Source organism: Nocardia thraciensis (assembly GCF_054782435.1).
The window spans coordinates 172,153-193,620 of the sequence record NZ_BAAGSM010000018.1 but is presented as its reverse complement, the minus strand read 5'-3'; the positions used below and the strand labels follow the sequence as shown (position 1 = coordinate 193,620).

The 21,468-nt window shown below is 69.9% G+C and carries 13 protein-coding genes; 7 read left to right on the top strand and 6 right to left on the bottom strand.

The annotated features are described in order from the left end of the window. Positions 1-30 precede the first annotated feature (30 nt). Positions 31-3,402: a bifunctional lysylphosphatidylglycerol synthetase/lysine--tRNA ligase LysX gene (gene lysX, locus ACYVLQ_RS10295; protein WP_460697438.1), complete on the top strand. Its 3,372-nt coding sequence runs from the start codon at positions 31-33 to the stop codon at positions 3,400-3,402. Positions 3,403-3,449: 47 nt separating this feature from the next. Further along, positions 3,450-4,208 carry a histidine phosphatase family protein gene (locus ACYVLQ_RS10290; RefSeq protein WP_460697168.1) on the top strand — a complete coding sequence of 253 codons (759 nt, stop codon included), beginning with the start codon at positions 3,450-3,452 and terminating at the stop codon, positions 4,206-4,208. A gap of 273 nt (positions 4,209-4,481) precedes the next feature. Here ACYVLQ_RS10290 and ACYVLQ_RS10285 read toward each other — a convergent pair whose 3' ends face one another. The 4 genes from ACYVLQ_RS10285 to aroQ all read right to left on the bottom strand — a co-directional run bounded on the left by ACYVLQ_RS10285 (position 4,482) and on the right by aroQ (position 13,293). Then, positions 4,482-5,402, bottom strand: coding sequence for a cutinase family protein (locus tag ACYVLQ_RS10285; protein WP_460697167.1), 921 nt, complete (start codon positions 5,400-5,402; stop codon positions 4,482-4,484). Between the two features lie 289 nt (positions 5,403-5,691). Next, a complete protein-coding gene (locus tag ACYVLQ_RS10280) occupies positions 5,692-7,161 on the bottom strand; it encodes a glutamate synthase subunit beta (protein ID WP_460697166.1) in 1,470 nt (489 codons plus the stop codon). A gap of 59 nt (positions 7,162-7,220) precedes the next feature. Next, the gene (gltB, locus tag ACYVLQ_RS10275) at positions 7,221-11,903 is read right to left on the bottom strand and encodes a glutamate synthase large subunit (protein WP_460697165.1); all 4,683 of its coding nucleotides are present in this window, start codon (positions 11,901-11,903) and stop codon (positions 7,221-7,223) included. Positions 11,904-12,606: 703 nt separating this feature from the next. Continuing rightward, a complete protein-coding gene (aroQ, locus tag ACYVLQ_RS10270; RefSeq protein WP_460697164.1) occupies positions 12,607-13,293 on the bottom strand; it encodes a gamma subclass chorismate mutase AroQ in 687 nt (228 codons plus the stop codon). A 297-nt stretch (positions 13,294-13,590) separates the two neighbouring features. Here aroQ and ACYVLQ_RS10265 point away from each other — a divergent pair, with 297 nt between their 5' ends. Beyond that, the gene (locus tag ACYVLQ_RS10265; RefSeq protein WP_460697163.1) at positions 13,591-15,429 is read left to right on the top strand and encodes a DUF4407 domain-containing protein; all 1,839 of its coding nucleotides are present in this window, start codon (positions 13,591-13,593) and stop codon (positions 15,427-15,429) included. Between the two features lie 78 nt (positions 15,430-15,507). On the opposite strand, the gene ACYVLQ_RS10260 is transcribed toward ACYVLQ_RS10265, so the two are convergent. Both ACYVLQ_RS10260 and ACYVLQ_RS10255 read right to left on the bottom strand, forming a co-directional pair. Continuing rightward, a complete protein-coding gene (locus ACYVLQ_RS10260) occupies positions 15,508-15,903 on the bottom strand; it encodes a RidA family protein (RefSeq protein ID WP_460697162.1) in 396 nt (131 codons plus the stop codon). Between the two features lie 268 nt (positions 15,904-16,171). Further along, positions 16,172-17,785, bottom strand: a complete 1,614-nt coding sequence (locus tag ACYVLQ_RS10255; protein WP_460697161.1) for an MFS transporter — start codon at positions 17,783-17,785, stop codon at positions 16,172-16,174. Positions 17,786-17,872: 87 nt separating this feature from the next. Between ACYVLQ_RS10255 and ACYVLQ_RS10250 the strand changes: the two genes are divergently transcribed. The 4 genes from ACYVLQ_RS10250 (at position 17,873) to ACYVLQ_RS10235 (ending at position 21,465) form a co-directional block, all read left to right on the top strand. Further along, entirely contained in the window at positions 17,873-18,418 is a 546-nt protein-coding gene (locus ACYVLQ_RS10250; protein WP_460697160.1) for a TetR/AcrR family transcriptional regulator, read from the top strand. A gap of 74 nt (positions 18,419-18,492) precedes the next feature. Then, positions 18,493-19,434 carry a hypothetical protein gene (locus ACYVLQ_RS10245; RefSeq protein ID WP_460697159.1) on the top strand — a complete coding sequence of 314 codons (942 nt, stop codon included), beginning with the start codon at positions 18,493-18,495 and terminating at the stop codon, positions 19,432-19,434. Continuing rightward, entirely contained in the window at positions 19,431-20,471 is a 1,041-nt protein-coding gene (locus tag ACYVLQ_RS10240; RefSeq protein ID WP_460697158.1) for a DUF4129 domain-containing protein, read from the top strand. The genes ACYVLQ_RS10245 and ACYVLQ_RS10240 overlap by 4 nt, the downstream gene beginning before the upstream one ends. A 10-nt stretch (positions 20,472-20,481) precedes the next feature. After that, positions 20,482-21,465, top strand: coding sequence for an AAA family ATPase (locus ACYVLQ_RS10235; protein WP_460697157.1), 984 nt, complete (start codon positions 20,482-20,484; stop codon positions 21,463-21,465). The last annotated feature ends 3 nt before the right edge of the window (positions 21,466-21,468 follow it).

Here is a 21,468-nt window from a genome sequence, read left to right as displayed (position 1 = left end):
CGCCGCGGCGGCACATCCCGGCCCCCGGACATGCCCGCCGACCTTCTGTATTCGAGGCCGGTCAACCGCCACACTGATGCGGTGACTTTCACGCAGGACCGGCAACAACCCGATACCGAGCACAGACCGCGGCCGCCGGAGGTGCCGCATCGCGGACACGGGCGGTTGCGCGAAGTCCCGCACATCGTGGGCCTCGTCCTGGGGGTCTTCTCCGTCCTGTGCGGATTGTGGAGCATCTCCCCCGGGCTGCGCTTCATCACCCAGGCGCCCCGGCGCTATATCGACGCCTATTACTTCGACGCCCCCGACACCAGCCTGGTGTGGGCCCTGATCGTGGCCCTGCTGGCCGGAGCGACCGCCAGCCGCAAGCGGATCGCCTGGTGGCTGCTGGTCGGCTACATGACGTTGTTCGTGGTCGCCAACGCGCTCGACTTCGCCGACGAGCGCAGCGTCCACGACCTGATCGCGCTGATCGTGCACGTCGCCGTGATCGGCCTGCTGATCGCGTCCTGGCCGGAGTTCTACACCCACGTGCGCCGCGCCGCCGGATGGAAGGCGCTGGGCGTGCTGATCGGCGGCCTGGCCGTCGGCTGCCTGGTCGGCTGGGGTCTGGTCGAGGTGTTCCCCGGCAACCTGCCGCGCGGCGCGGAGCGTCCCCTGTGGGCGGTCTCGCGGGTGACGGCGGCGGTCGTGGTCAGCAACGACAACTTCGACGGCCATCCGCCGCACCTGGTCAACCTGGCGCTGGGCTTCTTCGGCTTCCTGGCCCTGATGGCCGCGGCCGTCGTGCTGCTGCGCTCGCAGCGCGCGGAGAACGCGATGACCGGCCTCGACGAATCGGCCCTGCGCGGGCTGCTGGAGCGCTCCGACATAGAGGATTCGCTGGGCTACTTCGCCACCCGCCGCGACAAGGCGGTGGTCTTCGCGCCGAGCGGCAAGGCGGCGGTGACCTACCGCGTCGAACTCGGAGTGTGCCTCGCCTCCGGCGATCCGATCGGCGTGCGCGAAGCGTGGCCGCAGGCGATCGACGCCTGGCTGCGGCTGGCCGACCAGTACGGCTGGGCGCCCGCGGTGATGGGCGCCGGGGAACAGGGCGCCACCGCCTATCGGCGCGCCGGGCTGTCGGCGTTGCGGCTGGGCGACGAGGCGATCCTCGAGACCCGCTCGTTCTCGCTGGCGGGCCCCGAGATGAAACAGGTCCGGCAGGCCGCCAACCGGCTTCGCAAGCAGGGCTTCACCGTTCGGATCCGCCGCCACAGCGAACTGACCCCCGACGAGCGGGAGCAGATGGTCGCCCGCGCCGACACCTGGCGCGATACCGAGACCGAGCGCGGATTCTCGATGGCGCTCGGCCGCCTCGGCGATCCCCTGGACGGCAACAGCCTGCTGGTGGAGGCCGCCGACGGCGCGGGCCGGGTGTGGGGGATGCTGTCGCTGGCGCCGTGGGGGCGCAGCGGCGTCTCGCTGGATGTCATGCGGCGAGACCCCAACGGCCCCAACGGGATCATGGAGCTGATGATCTCGCAGCTGGCGCTCAATTCCGGCCAGTACGGCATCACGCGGATATCGCTGAACTTCGCGGTGTTCCGCTCGGTCTTCGAGGAGGGCGGCCGCATCGGCGCCGGGCCGGTGCTGCGGCTGTGGCGCAGCGTGCTGATGTTCTTCTCCCGCTGGTGGCAGCTGGAGGCGCTGTATCGGTCGAATGTGAAGTATCAGCCCCAGTGGGTGCCGCGGTTCTTCATGTTCGAGGAGCGCCGCCAGCTGCCGCGTGTCGCGATGGCCAGCGCGCTCGCCGAGGGCTTCCTCCCCCGGTTCGGCAAACAACCGGATGCCATGGCGCACACCGGTCTTCGCCCGGCCGTTCCGTCCACGATGACCGGCCTGCACGCCGACGGCAGCCCGCCGGAGCTGCCGCCCGCCGAACTGGAGCGGGCGGGCGCCCGGCGCCCGGAACAGGTGCGGGTGCGGATGGACAAGGTCCGGCGGCTCGAGGCCACCGGCGTGGACGTCTATCCGGTCGCCTACCCCCCGACCCACACGGTGGCCTCCGCGCGGCGCTCCCCCAAGGGCACCACGGTGCGAGTGTGCGGTCGGCTGTTGCGCATTCGCGACTACGGCGGGGTGATCTTCGCGGTGTTGCGGGACTGGTCCGCCGACATCCAGCTCGTCATCGACCGCGGCCGCGTGGGCGCCGACCGGTCCGCGGAGTTCGACGAGTACTTCGATCTCGGCGATCTCATCGAGGTCAGCGGCCAGGTCGGGCACAGCCGCCGCGGCGAGCTGTCACTGCTGGCCCAGGACTGGCGGATGATCGGCAAGTGCCTGCATCCGCTGCCGGACAAGTGGAGGGGCCTGGCCGATCCCGAGGCGCGGGTGCGGCAGCGCTACGTCGACATGGCGATCAACACCGAGGCCCGCGAGGTGCTGACCAAGCGCAGCGCGGTGGTGCGGTCGCTGCGGGACACGTTGTCCGGCTGGGGTTTTCTCGAGGTGGAGACGCCGGTGCTGCAGCAGGTGCACGGCGGCGCCAACGCGACGCCGTTCACCACCCACATCAACGCCTACGATCTGGATCTGTACCTGCGCATCGCGCCGGAGCTGTACTTGAAGCGCCTGTGCGTCGGCGGCATGGAGAAGGTTTTCGAACTGGGCCGGGTCTTCCGCAACGAGGGGGTGGACTTCAGCCACAACCCGGAGTTCACGATCCTGGAAGCCTATGAGGCGCACAGTGACTACGAGCGAATGATGCACGCCTGCCGCCAGCTGATCCAGGAGGCCGCCGTCGCCGCGAACGGGAAATGCGTTGCGCTGCGGCCTGATCCGGACGGTTCGATGCGTGAGGTGGACATCTCCGGGGAGTGGCCGGTCAAGACCGTGCACGGCGCCATCTCGGCGGCGATCGGCGAGACGATCACCGCCGAGACCGAGGTGGAACGGCTGCGCGTGCTGTGCGACAAGGCGGGCGTGCCCTACCAGTTCGGCTGGGACGCGGGGCAGATCGTGCTGGAGATGTACGAGCATCTGGTGGAGGACCGCACCGAGGAACCCACGTTCTACATCGACTTCCCCACCTCGGTGTCGCCGCTGACCCGCGCCCACCGCAGCGTCGAGGGCGTCGCCGAGCGGTGGGATCTGGTGGCGTGGGGCGTGGAACTGGGCACCGCCTACAGCGAGCTGACCAACCCGCTCGAGCAGCGCCGCCGCCTCACCGAACAGTCGATGCTGGCCGCGGGCGGCGACCCGGAGGCCATGGAACTCGATGAGGACTTCCTCCAGGCCCTGGAGTTCGCAATGCCCCCAACCGGCGGCCTCGGCGTCGGCGTCGACCGCGTCGTCATGCTGATCACCGGCCGTAGCATCCGCGAAACCCTCCCCTTCCCCCTGGTGAAGCCCCGGACGTAGCAGTCCCGAGCGGGAGGCTCGCGACGGAGTACGGCAGAGTGGGGCGGGTGCAGCTCGTTCTCGTTCGTCACGCGCAACCGGAGCAGATGGTCACCGCAGCAGGGCCCGCCGATCCGCGGCTCACCGAGTTGGGCGGCGAGCAGGCGGCGCGGGTGGCGGGGGCGCTGGCACGGCTGGAGGGCGGCCCGCATCGCATCGCGCGCGTGCTGAGCAGCCCGCAGCGCCGCGCCCGCGAGACGGCCGCGCCGACGGCGGAGAAGCTGGGTCTCGCGGTCGAGATCCACGACGATCTCGCCGAGTACGACCGCGACCTGCCGATCTATATCCCGATCGAGGCCGGGCGGGCGGGATCGTCCCCGGCGGGCGTCGCGCCGAACACTGTACCGGCGCAATCGGATCCGGCATCCGCACAATCGGAAACGGCAGCGGCCCGATCGAGCGGGTCAGCGGCGCGGTCGGACGCGTTCCACCGGGAGTTCCGGGCCGTCTACGAGCGGATCAAGACGGGCTATCTCCCCGAGCAGATCGATGGTCCGGCCTTCATCGCCCGGGTAGGCGCCGCGATCGACGAGATCGTGTCGGCGGCGGCACCGGCCGATACCGTGGTCGTCTTCGCCCACGGCGGCGTGGTCAATGTCACGCTGCAGGATGTCCTGGGCCTGGAGCGTCCGCTGACCTTCCCGATCGACTACTGCTCGATCACCCGAATCCTCTACTCGCGCACCGGCCGCCGCACCGCGGCCACGATCAACGAGAACGGGCACGTCTGGGACCTGCTGCCGCGCAACCTGACCGGCAACGCCTGAGACTCCGGGCACAACTCCCAGCCAGTTGCCAGCCCGGTCGGATCCTCGTCTCAGCAACGACTCGACACGACGACCGCGAATGGCACCGGTCGGACCCGGGCGGCTGGAACGGCCCGGGACGCTGGCACGAGGGCCCGGGTCCCGACGGACCTCGGATCTTCCATCGAGGTCCGGGCGGTCCCGCACTGCCCTCGACCGGCTCCTTCGGCTGAGTCCGCCCCACGCACGCAGGAGGGCCGCTCCGAACGGGAGCGGCCCTCATCGCACATCGGCTCACGCCATGCCGGAGACCCAGTTGTGCATCCAGGAGATGGCCGTCTGGCCGCCGCCGACCCGGTAACTGCCGTAGGCGGTGTGCGCCCCGGACCCGTAGAAGTCCTCGAGCTGCTGCACCCGCTGCTTGTTGGCGCTCTCCGAGAGCTGCGACTGCAGCGTCGGGATGCCGCCGTGCGCGAACAGGTCGCCGATGATCGAACCGGCCTCGAGCTGGTACCGCCACATGTTGGCCGCGTTGGCGCCCGACGCCTGCGCCAGGAAACCGGCGAAGCGGGTGATGAAATCCGTATCCGCGGTCGAGCAGTACAGGTCGCCCTCGGCGCAGATGGTGCGCACGCGGTCGCTGACGAAGCCGAAGCCGCCGACGCGGGGACCACCGGAGCCGGCGCCACCGGCGGGCGGGCCGACCTGGATGTCGGTGGGCGAACGACGCGGATCGGAGATCAGGCCGACGCCGGAGATCTTGTCCGGGGAGACCACGCCGAGCCCGGTGCCGAGCTCCGCCGCGAGGTCACCGGCGGCGTCCGCGCCCTGGCTGTAGCCGACGAGGGCGTAGCGGGTGGCGCCGCACCGCGCGGCCATCGAACCGATCAGGCCCCGGGCCCCATCGATCGCCTGCTTCTTGGACGCACCGTAGACGTCGCCCTCCCACGGGAAGGCCGTGGCGGCGTAGGAGACATAGTCGACCTCCGCCGAACTCGGCAGTCCGCGCGTGACACCGGCCAGCATGCCCGGGCCCGTCATGTCCTCGGGCTTGTGGTCGCCGGTCTCCCAGGTTCCAGGGATCGCCACCACGTACAGGCTCGGGCACCCCGGAGCCGCTGCGGCGGAGCCGGTTCCGAGCGCGGTACCGGTTACCACGCCAGACAACACCGCTGCCGCCGCTCCTGCAGCCGCGACCAACTTCTTCACCCGCATACCGCTCCAGTTCAAGCCCGGCCCCGGCAGGGGCACCCGACTACTTGCTGACAATGGTGAGCGCACCGGATTTCCGGTTGGTTAACGCGGGGCTAACCAAAACTACTCGCTCCTATGAGCTTGGAAACAGACCGATTGCCTGGTCCGATGCCACACCGCTGCCAAGAATAAAGGGCTCTTTGCAGAAGTGCCATTCGACCAGCTGAAGTCGTCCGATTTCCGTCGAATTGTTCGGATACACGAAAAGTGCCCGCGGCCAATGGCTCACGGGCACCTTCGTTGTCGTTCGCTAGCGCTGTGCGACCGTCGTCGGGACGATCGGCGCGGGCAGCGCGGTATCGCCCTCGAGGAACGTGTCCACCGCGGACGCGGCGGCCCGGCCCTCGGCGATGGCCCACACGATCAGCGACTGGCCGCGGCCCATGTCACCGGCGACGAACACGCCGGGCACGGTGGTCTGCCAGTCCTTGTCGCGCTTGACGTTTCCGCGCTGGTCGTAGCCGACGCCCAGATCCTCGAGCAGGCCCGTCTTCTGCGGCCCGGTGAAGCCCATGGCGAGCAGCACCAGGTCGGCCTCGAGGGTGAAGTCGGAGCCTTCGACCTTCTCGAAACGGCCGTTGACCATTGTCACCTCGTGCGCCTGCAGCGCGGTGACCCTGCCGTCCTCGCCGACGAAACGCTCGGTGTTGACCGAGTAGACGCGCTCGCCGCCCTCCTCGTGGGCCGAGGACACCCGGTACATCAGCGGGTAGGTCGGCCACGGCGTCGACTCCGCGCGCTCCTCCGGCGGACGCGGCATGATCTCGAACTGGTGCACGCTCTCCGCGCCGTGCCGGTGCGAGGTGCCCAGGCAGTCGGCGCCGGTGTCACCGCCGCCGATGATGACGACCTTCTTGCCCTGGGCGTTGATCGGGGGCAGGCCGTTCTCGTCGGTGATCGGATCGCCCAGCTGCACCCGGTTCGACAGCGGCAGGAACTCCATCGCCTGATGGATGCCGTCCAGGTCGCGGCCCGGGATCGGGAGATCGCGCGCGATCGTCGAGCCGCCCGCGAGCACGACGGCGTCGAACTTCTCGCGCAGTTGCGCGGCCGTGATGTCCACGCCCACGTTCACGCCGGTCTTGAAGACGGTGCCCTCGGCCTCCATCTGCGCCAGCCGGCGGTCGATGAAGCGCTTCTCCATCTTGAATTCCGGGATGCCGTAGCGCAGCAGGCCGCCGATGCGGTCGTCGCGCTCGAACACCGTCACCGTGTGACCGGCCCGGGTCAGCTGCTGCGCCGCGGCCAGACCCGCCGGGCCCGACCCCACCACGGCGACCTTCTTACCGGTCAGCCGGGTCGGGTACACCGGGGCCACCCAGCCCTCGTCGAAGGCGTTCTCGATGAGCTCGACCTCGACCTGCTTGATGGTCACCGGATCCTGGTTGATGCCGAGTACGCACGACGCCTCGCACGGCGCGGGGCACAGCCGCCCGGTGAACTCCGGGAAGTTGTTGGTGGCGTGCAGGCGATCGATGCCCTCGCGCCAATTGCCCCGGTACACCAGGTCGTTCCACTCGGGAATCAGGTTCCCCAGCGGGCAGCCGTTGTGGCAGAACGGGATTCCGCAGTCCATGCAGCGACTGGCCTGGGTCTTCAGGGTGTCGTGCGAGAAACCCTCCTCGTAGACCTCTTTCCAGTCCATCAGGCGCAGCGGAACCGGCCGCCGCTCGGGCAGCTCCCGCTTCGTGTGCTTCAGAAATCCTTGTGCGTCACCCATGTACGGCCTCTGACCTCCGCGCCTCATCGGCGCACCCAACAAATCCGGTGCGTCTCACGTCAGCCACGGGCGGCCTCCATGATTGCCTCGTCCACATCCCGGCCCGACTTCTCAGCCTCGGAGATAGCCAGCAATACCTTCTTGTAGTCGCGCGGCATAACCTTCACGAAGTGGTTCACCTGCTGCGACCAGTCACCCAGGATGCGTTCCGCGACGGCCGATCCGGTCTCGTCGCGGTGCCGGGTGATGGCGTCCCGCAGCCAGGTGAAGTCGTCGCCGGACAGCGGCTCGACCGCGTCGGCCTGCTCCGGGTTGAGCTGCTTCTCGAAGCTGCCGTTCGGGTTGTAGACGTAGGCGATACCGCCCGACATGCCCGCGCCGAAGTTGCGGCCGGTCTCGCCGAGGATGACCACCTTGCCGCCGGTCATGTACTCGCAGGCATGGTCGCCCACGCCCTCGACGACCGCGGTGGCGCCCGAGTTGCGCACGCAGAACCGCTCGCCCACGACGCCGCGGATGAATACCTCGCCGCTGGTGGCGCCGAACAGGATCACGTTGCCCGCGATGATGTTCTGCTCCGCGACGAACTCCCGCGGGGCGTTCAGCGAGGGCCGCACGACGAGATGACCGCCCGAAAGCCCCTTGCCGACATAGTCGTTCGCGTCACCGAAGACCCGCAGCGTGATACCCGCCGGGACGAACGCGCCGAAGCTGTTACCGGCCGAGCCGGTGAACGTGATGTCGATGGTGTCGTCGGGCAGGCCCGCACCACCGTAGAGCTTGGTCACCTCGTGGCCGAGCATGGTGCCGACGGTCCGGTTCACGTTCGTGATCTTGGTTTCGAACTTCACCGCCTTGCCGCGCTCCAGGGCGTCGGCGGACTGGGCGATGAGCTGGTTGTCCAGCGCCTTGTCCAGGCCGTGGTCCTGCTCCTTGGTGCAGCGCCGATCCTGGTACATGAACGCCGTCTCGACATCGTCGAGGATCGGCGACAGGTCCAGCTTGCTGGCCTTCCAGTGCTCCTTGGCCTTGGTGGTGTCGAGCAGGTCGACGCGGCCGATGGCCTCGTCCAGCGTGCGCAGCCCCAGCGAGGCCAGCAGCTCGCGCACCTCCTCGGCGATGAACAGCATGAAGTTCTCGACGAACTCCGGCTTACCCGTGAAGCGCTGGCGCAGTACGGGATTCTGCGTCGCGACGCCCACCGGGCAGGTGTCGAGGTGGCACACGCGCATCATGATGCAGCCCGAAACCACCAGCGGCGCGGTGGCGAAGCCGTACTCCTCGGCGCCGAGCAGCGCGGCGATCAGCACGTCGCGGCCGGTCTTCATCTGGCCGTCGACCTGCACCACGATGCGGTCGCGCAGGCCGTTGAGCAGCAGCGTCTGCTGGGTCTCGGCGAGGCCGAGCTCCCACGGGCCGCCCGCGTGCTTGAGCGAGGTCAGCGGGGAGGCGCCGGTGCCGCCGTCGTGGCCCGAGATCAGCACCACGTCCGCGTGCGCCTTGGAGACGCCCGCGGCGACGGTGCCGACGCCCGGCTCGGCGACCAGCTTCACGTGAATCCGCGCCTGCGGGTTCGCGTTCTTCAGGTCGTGGATCAGCTGGGCGAGATCCTCGATGGAGTAGATGTCGTGATGCGGCGGCGGGGAGATGAGACCCACCCCCGGCGTGGAGTGCCGCACCTCGGCGACCCACGGATACACCTTGTGCGCCGGAAGCTGGCCGCCCTCACCGGGTTTCGCACCCTGCGCCATCTTGATCTGGATATCGGTGCAGTTGGTCAGGTAGTGCGCGGTCACGCCGAAGCGGCCCGAGGCCACCTGCTTGATCGCAGACCGCCGCCAGTCGCCGTTCTCCTCCGGCTCGAAGCGCGACACCGATTCGCCGCCCTCACCCGAATTCGACCGGCCGCCGAGGCGATTCATCGCGACCGCGAGGGTCTCGTGCGCCTCGGCGGAGATGGAGCCGTAGCTCATCGCGCCGGTGGAGAACCGCTTGGCGATCTCCGACGCGGGCTCGACCTCCTCGATCGGGATCGGGTGCCGTGTCTCGGACTTGAACTTGAACAGCCCGCGCAGCGAGGCCAGCCGCTCGGACTGGTCGTCGACGAGCTTGGTGTACTCCTTGAAGATCTTGTACTGGCCCGTGCGGGTGGCGTGCTGCAGCTTGAACACCGTGTCCGGGTTGAACAGGTGGTATTCGCCCTCTCGCCGCCACTGGTACTCGCCGCCCACCTCGAGCTCGCGGTGCGCGCGCTCGTTGCGGTTCTCCAGGAACGCCACCCGGTGCCGGGCCGCGACCTCGCCCGCGATGTCGTCCAGGCCGATGCCGTTCAGCGGGGAGGTCAGGCCGGTGAAGTACTGGTCGCACAGGTCCTGCGACAGGCCCACGACCTGGAACAGCTGCGCGCCCCGGTAGGAGGCGATGGTGGAGATGCCCATCTTGGACATCACCTTCAGCACACCCTTGCCCGCACCCTTGATGTAGTTCTTGCACGCCTTGTCGTAGTCGGCGGCGAGATCGCCGGTGCTGCCGGGAATGTCGAGCGCATTGCGCTCGAGCATGTCCTCGATCGACTCGAAGGCCATGTACGGGTTGATCGCGGCCGCGCCGAAGCCGACCAGCATGGCCATGTGGTGCACCTCGCGGGCGTCACCGGCCTCCACGACCAGCCCGACCTTGGTGCGGGTGCGCTCGCGCACCAGGTGGTGGTGTACCGACGCGGTGAGCAGCAGCGACGGGATCGGCGCCAGCTTCTCGTTGGATTCGCGGTCGGACAGCACGATGATGCGGGCGCCGCCGTCGATGGCGGTCGAGACCTGCTCGTTGATCGCCTGCAGCGCCTTGCGCAGGCCCTTGCCGCCCTTCTTGACCGGGTACAGGCCGTGCACGACCACCGAACGCAGGCCCGGGTGCGAGCCGTCGTCGTTGATGTGGACGAGCTTGGACAGCTCGTCGTTGTCCAGGATCGGCTGGGTCAGCGTGATCTGACGACAGGATTCCGGACTCGGGTGCAGCAGGTCGGACTCCGGGCCGATCATGCTGCGCAGGCTGGTGACGATCTCCTCGCGGATGGCATCCAGCGGCGGGTTGGTGACCTGCGCGAACAGCTGCGAGAAGTAGTCGAACAGCAGCCGCGGGCGGGCCGACAGCACCGCGATCGGGGTGTCGGTGCCCATCGAGCCGAGCGCTTCGCCGCCGGTTTTGGCCATCGGCGAGATCAGCAGGTTCAGCTCCTCGGTGGTGTACCCGAAGATCTGCTGCCGGATCAGGACGCGATCGTGCGACATATGCACGTGCGGGCGGTCGGGCAGGTCCGACAGCTTGGTCGGGCCGTCGTCCAGCCACTCCTGGTACGGGTGTTCGCCCGCCAGTTGGGTCTTGATCTCGTCGTCGCCGATGATGCGGCCCTGCGAGGTGTCGACCAGGAACATCCGGCCCGGCTGCAGTCGGACCTTCTTGACCACCTTGGACGGCTCGATATCCAGGACGCCGACCTCGGACGCCATCACGACCAGGCCGTCGTCGGTCACCCAGATGCGGGACGGACGCAGGCCGTTGCGGTCCAGCACCGCGCCGATGACGGTGCCGTCGGAGAAGCACACCGACGCCGGGCCGTCCCACGCCTCCATGAGGAACGAGTGGTAGCGGTAGAAGGCCCGGCGCGCCGGGTCCATCGACTCCGCCCGCTCCCAGGCCTCCGGGATCATCATCAGCACGGCGTGCGGCAGGCTGCGGCCGCCCAGGTGCAGCAGCTCCAGCACCTCGTCGAAGCGCGCGGTGTCCGAGGCGCCCGGGGTGCAGACCGGGAAGATCTTCTCCAGCCGGTCCTGCCCCTGCGAATCGGTACCGAACACGTCGGACTTCAGCAGCGCCTCGCGGGCCCGCATCCAGTTCTCGTTGCCGGTGACGGTGTTGATCTCACCGTTGTGGGCCACCCGGCGGAACGGGTGCGCCAGCGGCCAGGACGGGAAGGTGTTGGTGGAGAAGCGCGAGTGCACGATGCCCAGCGCCGATTCCACCCGGTCGTCCTGCAGGTCCAGGTAGAACGCCCGCAGCTGCGGGGTGGTGAACATGCCCTTGTAGACGAAGGTCTGGCCGGACAGGCTCGGGAAGTAGACGGTCTCGCGGCCGACCGCGCCCTCGCCGGGGCCCTGCTTGCCGAGTTCGTGCTCGACGCGCTTGCGCACCACGTAGGCGCGGCGCTCGAGGTCCATCCCCGACAGCTGCTCGGCGGAGTCGGCGGGCGAGGCGATGAAGAGCTGGCGGAAGGTCGGCATCGCGTCGCGCGACAGCGCGCCCAGCGACGACTCGTCGATCGGGACCTCGCGCCAGCCGAGGACGGTCAGTCCCTCTTCCTTGACGATCTTCTCGACGTGGTAGCGGGCCCGGGCCGCCTCGCGGCGGGCCTGCGGCAGGAAGGCGATGCCCGTGGCGTAGGAGCCCTCGGGCGGCAGCTCGAAGTCGACCACGGCGCGGAAGAACCGGTCCGGTACCTGGATCAGGATGCCCGCGCCGTCGCCCGAGTTGGGCTCGGCGCCCGCGGCGCCGCGGTGTTCCAGGTTCAGCAATGCCGTAATGGCCTTGTCGACGATGTCGCGGCTGCGGCGGCCGTGCATGTCGACGACGAACGCGACACCGCAGGCGTCGTGCTCGTACGCCGGGTCGTAGAGACCGGTGGGTCCACGTCCGTAGTCAGCGCCACCGTAACCGGCACCGGACCTGTGGCCAGGAAGTTGCGTCATGCCTCTGCCTTCAAAAAATTCAGGCCTTCGATGAAATCGGGCCTTCGTCGATCGCCTCCGTCTAGACTGCGCCCGGACGTTTCGGAGACCAGCTGCGCTGATGGTCTTCCCGTGCAGTCGACTCTCCAGTTGTCCACCCGCTCCGATGTCGCAGGCGGGTGTTCGGCGGTAACGAAACCCTTATGGTTTTGCTGGCCGCCGCGCCGTTCTCGCCCGCTAGGCTGTTGCCACGGCTCGTGGCCGGGTCGGGCGTTGTAGCCGGACATTTCGTGTCCGGCGCTAAGAGCAAACGATAAGTCAGGACGTGAGCCCAACCAACTTAGGTTGTGCTAAGAACGGCGTCTACCTGGGCTTCTTCATCGGTCCTCCACTACCTGCGCGTTCTCCAGTGTAAAGCAGGTACGGATGATCGCTGAGTCGTGTGTGCCACTGTTCGCCATGGTCGCGTCGTGCCGCCCGGCGAGCCTGCACGTACGCCGCAAGATGCCCTCTTACCTGCATCAACCAAGAATTCCCAGGGCGCGGCTCGAACAAACCGAATGTAAGACGGCTAACTCTCCGGACACCCGCGGGTGACGTTCCGGACACGCAGGCAGCGGGTCGCGGCTGCGTTCAGACCGTACGGCTTCGTTTACCGACTGTGCGTTTCAGCACAGATCCAGCAAACCCTCGCCAGTGGGTTTTCTCACATCCGCCCACGGGCTCACGGCGCCGGGCACAGCGCGACCGCCGCGCGCACCAGCGCCGCCTGGTGCAGGGCGTCGGCCCGGCCGGAGGTCAGCACCGGAAAGACCGCGGCCGCAAGGCGTTCCACGCAGGCGGGACCGTCGAGTTCGCCGCGATGCGCGGCCAACTGCCGCAGCATCGCACCGTTCACCCGGTCGATCACGGGCCGCACCGCGGACAGGTCCGACGGCGTCGCGGGGGCCGAGCCCGGATCGAACCGCCATCGTGCCTGCAGGCCGCGCTGCACCACCTTGTTGGCCTCGATCTGGCCGTAGAACACCTGGCGTACCCAGGATTCGGGCAGGCCGAGGCCGTCGCCCGCGGCGGCCATCGAGTCGTAGACCTCCGCCTCTCGGGCCGGATCGTCGACCACGGGCGGCTGCCCCGTCCGGGCCGCGATGGCCCATTTCGCCGCGGCGACCGCATCGGCGGTGTTCAGGCGCTCGAGCACCAATTCGACGAGCCCGCCCAGCGGCGCGGGCGCCGGAGAGTCGGCGGTCTCCCCGGCCGCCGATGGCACGCGGTCGGCGCTCACCGGCGAGGCCGCGGCAAGCGCCGTCCCGAAGGAGACCGCGAAGGCCAGCACGAGTGTGGCGCCGCGTCTTTGGCGGCGTCCGTGGCGCCGTGGTCTCGCGAGTCTCCGGTCGTCGCTGCCGCCGCGCATATCCGAACCTCCTGTCGCCGAACCCCGAGATCCGGCTCCCCGTAACCGATCACCCACCGAGAGTAGGGATTAGCGCGCGGTCTCGGGGATACACGCGCCGATGATCTGTGAGGCTGACCACAACCCCGGCTCCGTACTCGGTAGAACGCGATCCAGCCTGTCACGCTGAAGTCGATTTTGCGCACGGCCGGGGGTCTCCGTGGTAGCGCGAGGTCCCGCCTCCGGCCCCGCCAGCGAAGTGAGCGACACCGTCGTCGGCATGCGAAAATGCCTGGGACTTAGAGGATGTGAGATCCCATGACCGACCCCCACGTCCCTGAACCGTCCGCTTCCCCCACCGGCCGCGGCGGCGATGTCCTCGGCAAATCCCGCCCGGCCGCGGTCGCCCTGCTGACCTGGCTCGGCGGGGCCGGAAACGAGGTGACCGACCGGCACGAGCGTTCCCACTACGCGGTCGGCGGCGCCGCGGTCCTGCTGTTGGCAGTGGTTTCCGGGGTGGTGGTGACGCTGGCGACCGCCGCCGCCCACTGGCCGCTGGTGATCGTCGTGCTCGCGGCTCTGCTCGCCCCGCTGGTGGTCGCCACGGGTGCGCGGGCACTGGCCGCCGTCCCGGCCGTGCGCGGGCTGACGACGGCTCCGCCGACCGCGCCCGCCAGGCGTCGCGGTGATCTGATCGCCAGGATCGCCGTCGCGGCGCTTGCGGGCGTGGTGCTCGCCGAGTTGGCGAGCACCGTCCTGCTGGGCGGTAACGTCGATCGGGAACTCGACGAAAGGGCAAGGCGCGATACGGAATCCGCGCCCGCGGTGGTCACCGCGCGCACCGAACTGGAGCAGGCGCGCACCGAGCGGGCGGGTCTGGACCAGGCAATCACCAAGGCGCAGGGCGATATCGACCAGAGCCTGACCATCGCGCGCTGTGAATACAACCCGTCGCCGGAGTGCCCGCAGACCAAGATCACCGGAGTGCCCGGCAGCGGCCCCGAGACGCAGACCGCCAACGACATGCTCGCCGACGCGCGCGCCCGGCTTGCCGACGCGCAGGCCCGCGTGCAACCGCTCGACAACCGGATCACCGAGCGGCAGCGGACCTTCGACGAAGCCCGCGCCGACGCCTCCGACACCGGCGATCGGGGGCTCGGCGCCCGCTGGCTCGCCATGAACGACTACACCACCGGCCATGCGGGGGCCCTGCTGCTCCGGCTGGCGACCATCGTCGTCGGCGTGGTCTTGACGCTGCTGCCGCTGCTGCTGCGGTGGTGGCGCGGCGAGACGTCGTTCGACCGGCGGATCGCCGCGCGGGCGGTGGCCGACCGCGCCGAGCAGCAGGCCGCGGTCGCCATCGCGGTGAAGCGGGCCGAGGTGCGCGCCGAGGCCGAGAAGCTGCGCGCCGACCACGAATTGGCCGCCACCCACCTGGCCGTGCACGCCGACACCGCGATCGATCGCGAACGGCAGCGCAAGCGCATCGTCGCCGCGATCGGCAACTTCGAGATCGGCATCACCGAGCCCGCGCGCCGCGCGGTCGCCGATTTCGAGGCCATGGCAGAACTTCCGCCCGCACCCGCGGCCGGAGAACACAGCTCCGCGTCCCAGGAGGGGAACGTGACACAGCCGCACAACCTGCCCGCCCGGCTGCCGTCGGGACAGCTGGCCCCGATGGATCCGCAGGGGGCCGTGGTCTCGGCGAGCGCCGCGCGTCCGGCACCGAAAAAGGGTGGCGGGCTGGAACTTCCGGTGATCGGCACGGTGCCCTTCACCGATACCGCGGCCCGCTGGATCAGGCCGCTGGTGCCGTCGTTCGTCGCCAATGCCGTCGATACCGCCACCCACCCGATGCGCACCGTGCGCCAGGCGTTCGAGGAGGCCGAGGAGATCACCTTCACCCTGCGCCGCACCCGCAGGGTCACGGTGAACTCCGATGATTCGGGCTACGCCGCGCCGGGCGGACAACAACTGTCGGGTGGCTCACCGCAGGGCGGGCAGCGGGTGGTCGACGCGCCCTACCCGGATTCCGCCGAGGGGCGGTACGGCCTCGACGCCCCGCGCCGCGCCGATGCGCTGGCGACTCGCCGAGGCGCCGGCGAACTGGAGGACCGCGGCCCCCGGCAGTTGCCCCCGGGATCGGACGAACACTGAACCACACTCGCGGCGGTACCCGATTGTTTCACGTAGAACATGTAAACGACCAGGTACCAACGGTTCTCGGTTCCTGATTCAGCCACGCACCGCGACGGCGTCCACCTCGAACTGCATGCCGGGCATCGCCAACGCCGCCACACCCGTCAGGGTCTGGGTCGGCGGACGGTCGCCCCAGATCTCGGCGACCTTCTTGCCGATCACGCCGAGCTTGTCTAGATCATGGTCGACGATATGGGTCCGCAGCTGCGCCACATCGGCGAAATCCAGACCCACCGACCCCAGTGCGATCCCGAGATTGTCGAAGGCGCGATCCACCTGCGTGGCGAAGTCGTCGCTGGTGGTGTGCCCGGTGGCATCGGAGTCGTACTGACCGGCGATGAAGACCAGTTCGCCGGTCACCCGGGCGACATGGCTGTAGCCGAACCCGGTCGGATCGTGCAGTTCGGCCGGATTGCTGATTTCGATGGGCATGCGAATTCCTTCGAGTCGGATGACGGCTGACAACACGAAGACGACGGCGCGTATGCCCCGACTGTGACACGACCTCCGATCGCGCACACCCGAAGGCACGGATGCCGAGGCCGAGGCCGCGTTGCCCTGCATCGGGCGGCAGCATCGGGCCGACGTCCGAGAGGAGGCAGCACCTTGTCCGACAAGCCGTTCGCAGGGTGCCACATCGTCGTCACCGGCGAGATCATCGTCATGGACGGCGGCCGCCTCCTGGCCTGATGCCGACCGCCTACCGGCGCGGCGGTGACTCCGTACACTCCCCCGAACGGGTCTCGGCGGGAGCGAGTTCCGGCACGCGACAACGGGTCGCTCGGTCCGTGCCACCGCCCGGATCGGTCGCCGCGGTTCTGGTTCGGAACGCGATCACCGCGGCCACGACCAGGATCACCGCGGTGGCGATCGAGGCCAGGTGGATGCCGGTCACGAAGGACTCGCGGGCCGAGTCCAGCAGCGATGCGGCCGCCTGCTCGGGGAGCCCGCGCGCGGTGTCGACCGCGCCGCCGAGGGATTCACGGGCCGTGGTCAGCTGGGACCCCGGCACCGCGGACACATCGAGGCCGCGCCGGAACACCGACATCACCACGCTGCCGAGCACCGCGACGCCGAGCGCGATACCGGCCTCGTAGGCGGTCTCCGAGACCGCGGCCGCCGCACCGGCGCGCTCGGTCGGAGCCGCGCCGACCACCAGATCCGACGAAACCGTCAGCGCCACACCGACACCCGCGCCCACCAGCAGGAACCCGGCGACGAACGCCGTGACGCCCGCGGCTGGATCGGCGCTCAGCCAGACGAACAATCCGGCGCCGAGCGCGGCCACCACCAGCGCACCGGCGAGCACCCGGGTCGGCCGCCACATCCGGACCAGCCAGGCCGAGATCAGCGCCGTCACCATGCTGGCCAGAGTGCCCGGCAACAGGTGCAGCCCGGCATCCAGCGGCGAACGGCCCTGCACCAGCTGCAGGTACTGCGACCCGAAGAACAGCACACCGGCGAGCGCGAACACCGCCAGCAGGCTGGTCAGCACCGCGGTGCGGAACCGCGGCAGCGCGAACAGCCGCAGGTCCAGCATCGGATCGGCCAGGGTGCGCTGCCGACGCGCGAACAGCACACCGGCGAGCACGCCGACCCCGGCGATACCCAGCATCGACAGGTTCGGACCGTGCGCCGCGATCTCCTTGACCGCGTACACGATCGGCACCATCGCCAGCATCGACAATCCGGCGCTGACCAGATCGAACCGGCCCGGGTTCGGATCACGCGACTCCGGGACCAGCAACGGTCCCAGTGCGACCAGCACCAGCATCACGGGCAGATTGATCAAGAACACCGAGCCCCACCAGAAATGCTCCAGCAGCCAGCCGCCCAGCAGCGGGCCGACCGCGGCGCCACCGGTGGCCGCGGCGCTCCATACCGCGATCGCGGTGGTGCGCTGGCGCGCATCGGTGAACATCGCGCGGATCAGGCCCAGGGTGGCGGGCATCAGCGTGGCGCCCGCGATGCCCTGCAGCACGCGCGCGGCGATCAGCATCTCCGGATTCACCGACCAGGCCGCGACCGCGGAGGCGACGCCGAATCCGGCGGCGCCGATCAGCAGCAGTCGGCGACGGCCGATGCGGTCACCGAGCGTGCCCATGGTGACCAGCAGACCCGCCAGCACGAACGAGTACACGTCGATGATCCACAGCAGTTGCGGCGTGGTCGGCGCGAGGTGGGAACTGATCGCTGGCACCGCGGTGTCCAGCACCGTCGCGTCCACCGAGATGAGCAGCAGCGCCAGCACCAGCACGCCGAGACCGGCCCAGTCCCGGGCGGTCGCCCGGCTCGCGACAGCGGTGGTGTTCATGTCCCTCTCGACTTCCGTCGTGCGCTTTCTATTACCGTCCAGACGGTACAGTAACAGAATAACCGTCCGGACGGTACAGTCGATCGCGTGACAACCACCACTCGCGATCGGATCCTCGACGCCCTCGAGACGCTGTTGCTGGACAAGGGCATGTCCCAGGTGACCCTGGAGAGCGTGGCGGCGGCCGCCGGCGTCTCCAAGGGCGGCCTGCTGTACCACTTCAAGAGCAAGGACGCGCTGCTGGCCGGTCTGGTCCGGCGGCTCGGCGAACGCGCGGAGGAACAGCTGAGCGGCGCCGTGGCGCAGGGCAAGTCGGTCGCCGAGTGGTACCTGCAGACACCGAGCCCCGACGACGACGCCGATGCGCTGGAGATAGCGCTCTTCCGGTCCATGGTCGCCGCCATGCGCACGGTGGATGCCGCACAGGATGTCGGCGACGACGAGGTGCAGCGCGCCCTCGTCGACACCATGGACGCCTGGGGCACGGGCCTCGACCAGGAGATAGCCGACCCGGTCCGCGCGGACATCATCCGACTGGTCGGCGACGGGGTGTATCTGCGCGCCCTGCTCGGTCTGCCACCCGTCGACCCGGAGCGCTATCGGGCAGTCGTCTCCCGACTGTTGCAGCGCTGAACCCGGGCCGCTCCGCGCGCCGGTGAAAGGCCGGGAACCGTGCGCACCGCGATGACCCGGATAAACTCGGGCGCGTGTTTCCAGCCGCGGCCGAGGGGGCCGGTCCGTCGCCGGGTCCGGCCGCGTCCGAGGCGGCTCCGCTGACACCGGCCACCGTCTCCGGTGCGCACGGGCCGGAACCGGCTGGGCCCGCCGCTGCGCTACCGATTCGGCCGCTGTCGTTTCGCGAACTGCTGGATCTGCCCTTCGCGCTGATCCAATCCCGGGTCCGGCTGCTGGCGGCGATGGCGGGAGCCGGGTTCGTGATCGCGTCGGGAGCGGTGGTCGCGATCACCGCGGCCGGATCGGCCCTCACGGCTGGCTCGGATACCGGAACGGCCTGGTCGGCGGTGCTCTCCACACTGGTATTCGCCTGGCTGCTGCGCTCCTACGTGCGCGGGGTGGCCGTTCCCATCGGGTTGGCGAGCGCAAACCGGAGTCCGATCACCTGGCGTGCGACCGCACGACGGCTGGCGGCGAACGCCGGTGGGCTGCTGCGATACCGGGCCGTGTCCACCGGCATCAGCATCGGCGTGCTGATCCCCGGGACGGCGCTGATCATCACGCTGCTGCCCGCGCTGGCCTGGCTGGGTTGGCTGCGGGCGCGCCGCTGCCTCAGCACACCGGCGCTGTTCGACGGGCCGGTGCGGTACCGCGACGCGGCCGCGCGGGCGCGGAACCTGGCCGTCGGGGCGGAATGGCGCCTGTCCGGCGTGTGGCTGACGCTGCGCGCCCTGCTGCTGGTGCTGGTCGTGCCGCTGCTGGGCATCGTGTTGTTCGCCGCCGAGATCTCCGGCACCCATCGCTGGGCGACCATCACGCTGGCGACTTCGACGGTGCTGTTCCTCACGGCGGCGACCGAAATGGTCGAGTCTGCCTCCGACATCGTGGCCTATGTCGACCGCTGCTGTCGCCGCGAGGGCCGCGACATCCGAATCCCCGCCGGGGCCAACGGTATTCGAACGGTCGCGCCGTGACCGGCACCGACCCGCGCGAGCCCTGGCCGCCCGCTCACGCCGCCGAACCGCCCGCCCCACCGCCGCCCGAACTCGGCCCGGCCGCCAGCCACCGCGGGGCCGCCGAGACCGCCGCCGCACGACACGACTACCACACCGCCGTGCGGGAGCGGTTCCGCGCGGTCGTGCGGGGGCTGGAACAAGGTGGCGTCCTCCCGGTGCGCCGAGCACGGACCGCGCACGAGACCGCCGCGGCCGCGGTCCGGGCACTGCCCGACCGAACCGGCGAACTCCCCACCGCCGCACACGATTTCGACGAGGTCGTCTACGGCGCCCGGACCGCCACCGCCGACGAGTACCGGCGGCTCGAGCAGGCCGACATCTTCTCGCTGGCCCCGCCGCCGTCCCCCGAACCGGTCGAGGCGACCGCCCGGCACCGCCGATCGCTGCGGATACCCCCACTGCCGCAACTGATTCGGGACCCGAAGTTCTGGGCCGCCGTGCTCGCGGCGCTGGCGCTCGCGGCGGTGCTGTATCTGCTGATCCGCCTGGCCGCCGCGCCGACGGCGCCACCTCCGCCGACCGCGAACCGGCCGCCCGATCCCGGCGGCTACTCGCCGCCCGATCCGAACCTCGAGGGTTCCGATTCGATCTTCGGCGGACCACCCTGGCTCGTCTACGGTGGCCTGCAGTGGCTGATCTTCGGTGTGATCGTGGTGTGGTGGCGGGCCCGCCGCCGCGGCGCGCTCGTCGGCGAACCGCGTCCGGTGGAGGTCGCCGCGAACGAGCTGCTCAGTGGGCAAGCGGCGCTGTACCGCAGATCGGGCGACCGCGATCATGTGGCCGCCGTCCTGCGCGCGGCGACGCTGCGCCGGATCCGCCCCGCCCTGGGCCTCACCCCCGACGCCCCCGCGCCGCGGGTGGCCGAGGCGGTCGGCCAGCGCACGAGCCTGCCGGTCGAGCAGGCCGGTGCCGTGCTGTTCGGCCCGGTCGGCGACGACGACACGCTGCGGCTGGTGGCCGCGCACCTGGAACGCATCGAATCGGAGATCGGATGACGGAGAGCCAATGACGACGCCGGACAGCGACCAACCCCCGACCGCCGCCGACGCCCACCGGGCCTTCGGCGCGCTGCGCGCCGAGATCGGGAAGGCCGTCGTGGGCAACGACCAGGCCGTCATGTTCCTGGTGCTGGCGCTGCTGTGCCGCGGGCACGTACTGCTCGAAGGCGTTCCGGGCGTGGCGAAGACGCTGCTGGTCCGGTCCCTGGCGACCGCCCTGGACCTGGACCACGCCCGGGTCCAGTTCACCCCGGACCTGATGCCCGGCGACGTCACCGGTTCGCAGATCTACGACCCGCATTCGGCGGAGTTCACCTTCCGCCGCGGCCCGGTGTTCACGAATCTGCTGCTGGCCGACGAGATCAACCGCACCCCGCCGAAAACCCAGTCGGCCCTGCTGGAATCAATGGAGGAGCGGCAGGTCTCCGTCGACGGCGAACCGCAGCCGCTGCCCGACCCGTTCGTGGTGGTGGCCACGCAGAACCCGATCGAACAGGAGGGCACCTATCCGCTGCCCGAGGCGCAGCTGGACCGCTTCCTGTTCAAGGTCGACATCGAATTGCCGGGCCGCGACGACGAATTCCGCATCCTGCAGCGGCATGCGGCGGGATTCGATCCACGCGACCTCGCCGCGGCGGGGCTGCGACCGGTGGCCGGACCGGACCACCTCGCCGCCGCCCGCGCCGCGGCCGCCGGGGTCCAGGTCAATCCCGAGGTGATGGCCTACATCGTCGATCTGTGCCGAGCCACCCGCGCCGCCGCGGCGGTGCGGCACGGCGCCTCGCCCCGCGGCGCGACCGCGCTGCTGGCCGCGGCCCGAGCCTTCGCCTGGCTCACCGGTCGCGACTTCGTCACCCCCGACCACGTGAAAACCGTTGCGGCGCCGGTGCTGCGGCATCGGCTGCAGCTGCGTCCGGAGGCGGAACTGGATGGCGTGACAGCCGAGGGCGTGATGTCCTCGCTGCTGCTGTCCGTGCCGGTCCCGGTGTAGCCC

Coding starts and splice junctions, on each gene's coding strand:
- gltB (WP_460697165.1), bottom strand. CDS start 11,903: ATGACGCAACTTCCTGGCCACAGGTCCGGTGCCGGTTACGGTGGCGCT.
- ACYVLQ_RS10280 (WP_460697166.1), bottom strand. CDS start 7,161: ATGGGTGACGCACAAGGATTTCTGAAGCACACGAAGCGGGAGCTGCCC.
- aroQ (WP_460697164.1), bottom strand. CDS start 13,293: ATGCGCGGCGGCAGCGACGACCGGAGACTCGCGAGACCACGGCGCCAC.
- ACYVLQ_RS10265 (WP_460697163.1), top strand. CDS start 13,591: ATGACCGACCCCCACGTCCCTGAACCGTCCGCTTCCCCCACCGGCCGC.
- lysX (WP_460697438.1), top strand. CDS start 31: ATGCCCGCCGACCTTCTGTATTCGAGGCCGGTCAACCGCCACACTGAT.
- ACYVLQ_RS10255 (WP_460697161.1), bottom strand. CDS start 17,785: ATGAACACCACCGCTGTCGCGAGCCGGGCGACCGCCCGGGACTGGGCC.
- ACYVLQ_RS10260 (WP_460697162.1), bottom strand. CDS start 15,903: ATGCCCATCGAAATCAGCAATCCGGCCGAACTGCACGATCCGACCGGG.
- ACYVLQ_RS10285 (WP_460697167.1), bottom strand. CDS start 5,402: ATGCGGGTGAAGAAGTTGGTCGCGGCTGCAGGAGCGGCGGCAGCGGTG.
- ACYVLQ_RS10235 (WP_460697157.1), top strand. CDS start 20,482: ATGACGACGCCGGACAGCGACCAACCCCCGACCGCCGCCGACGCCCAC.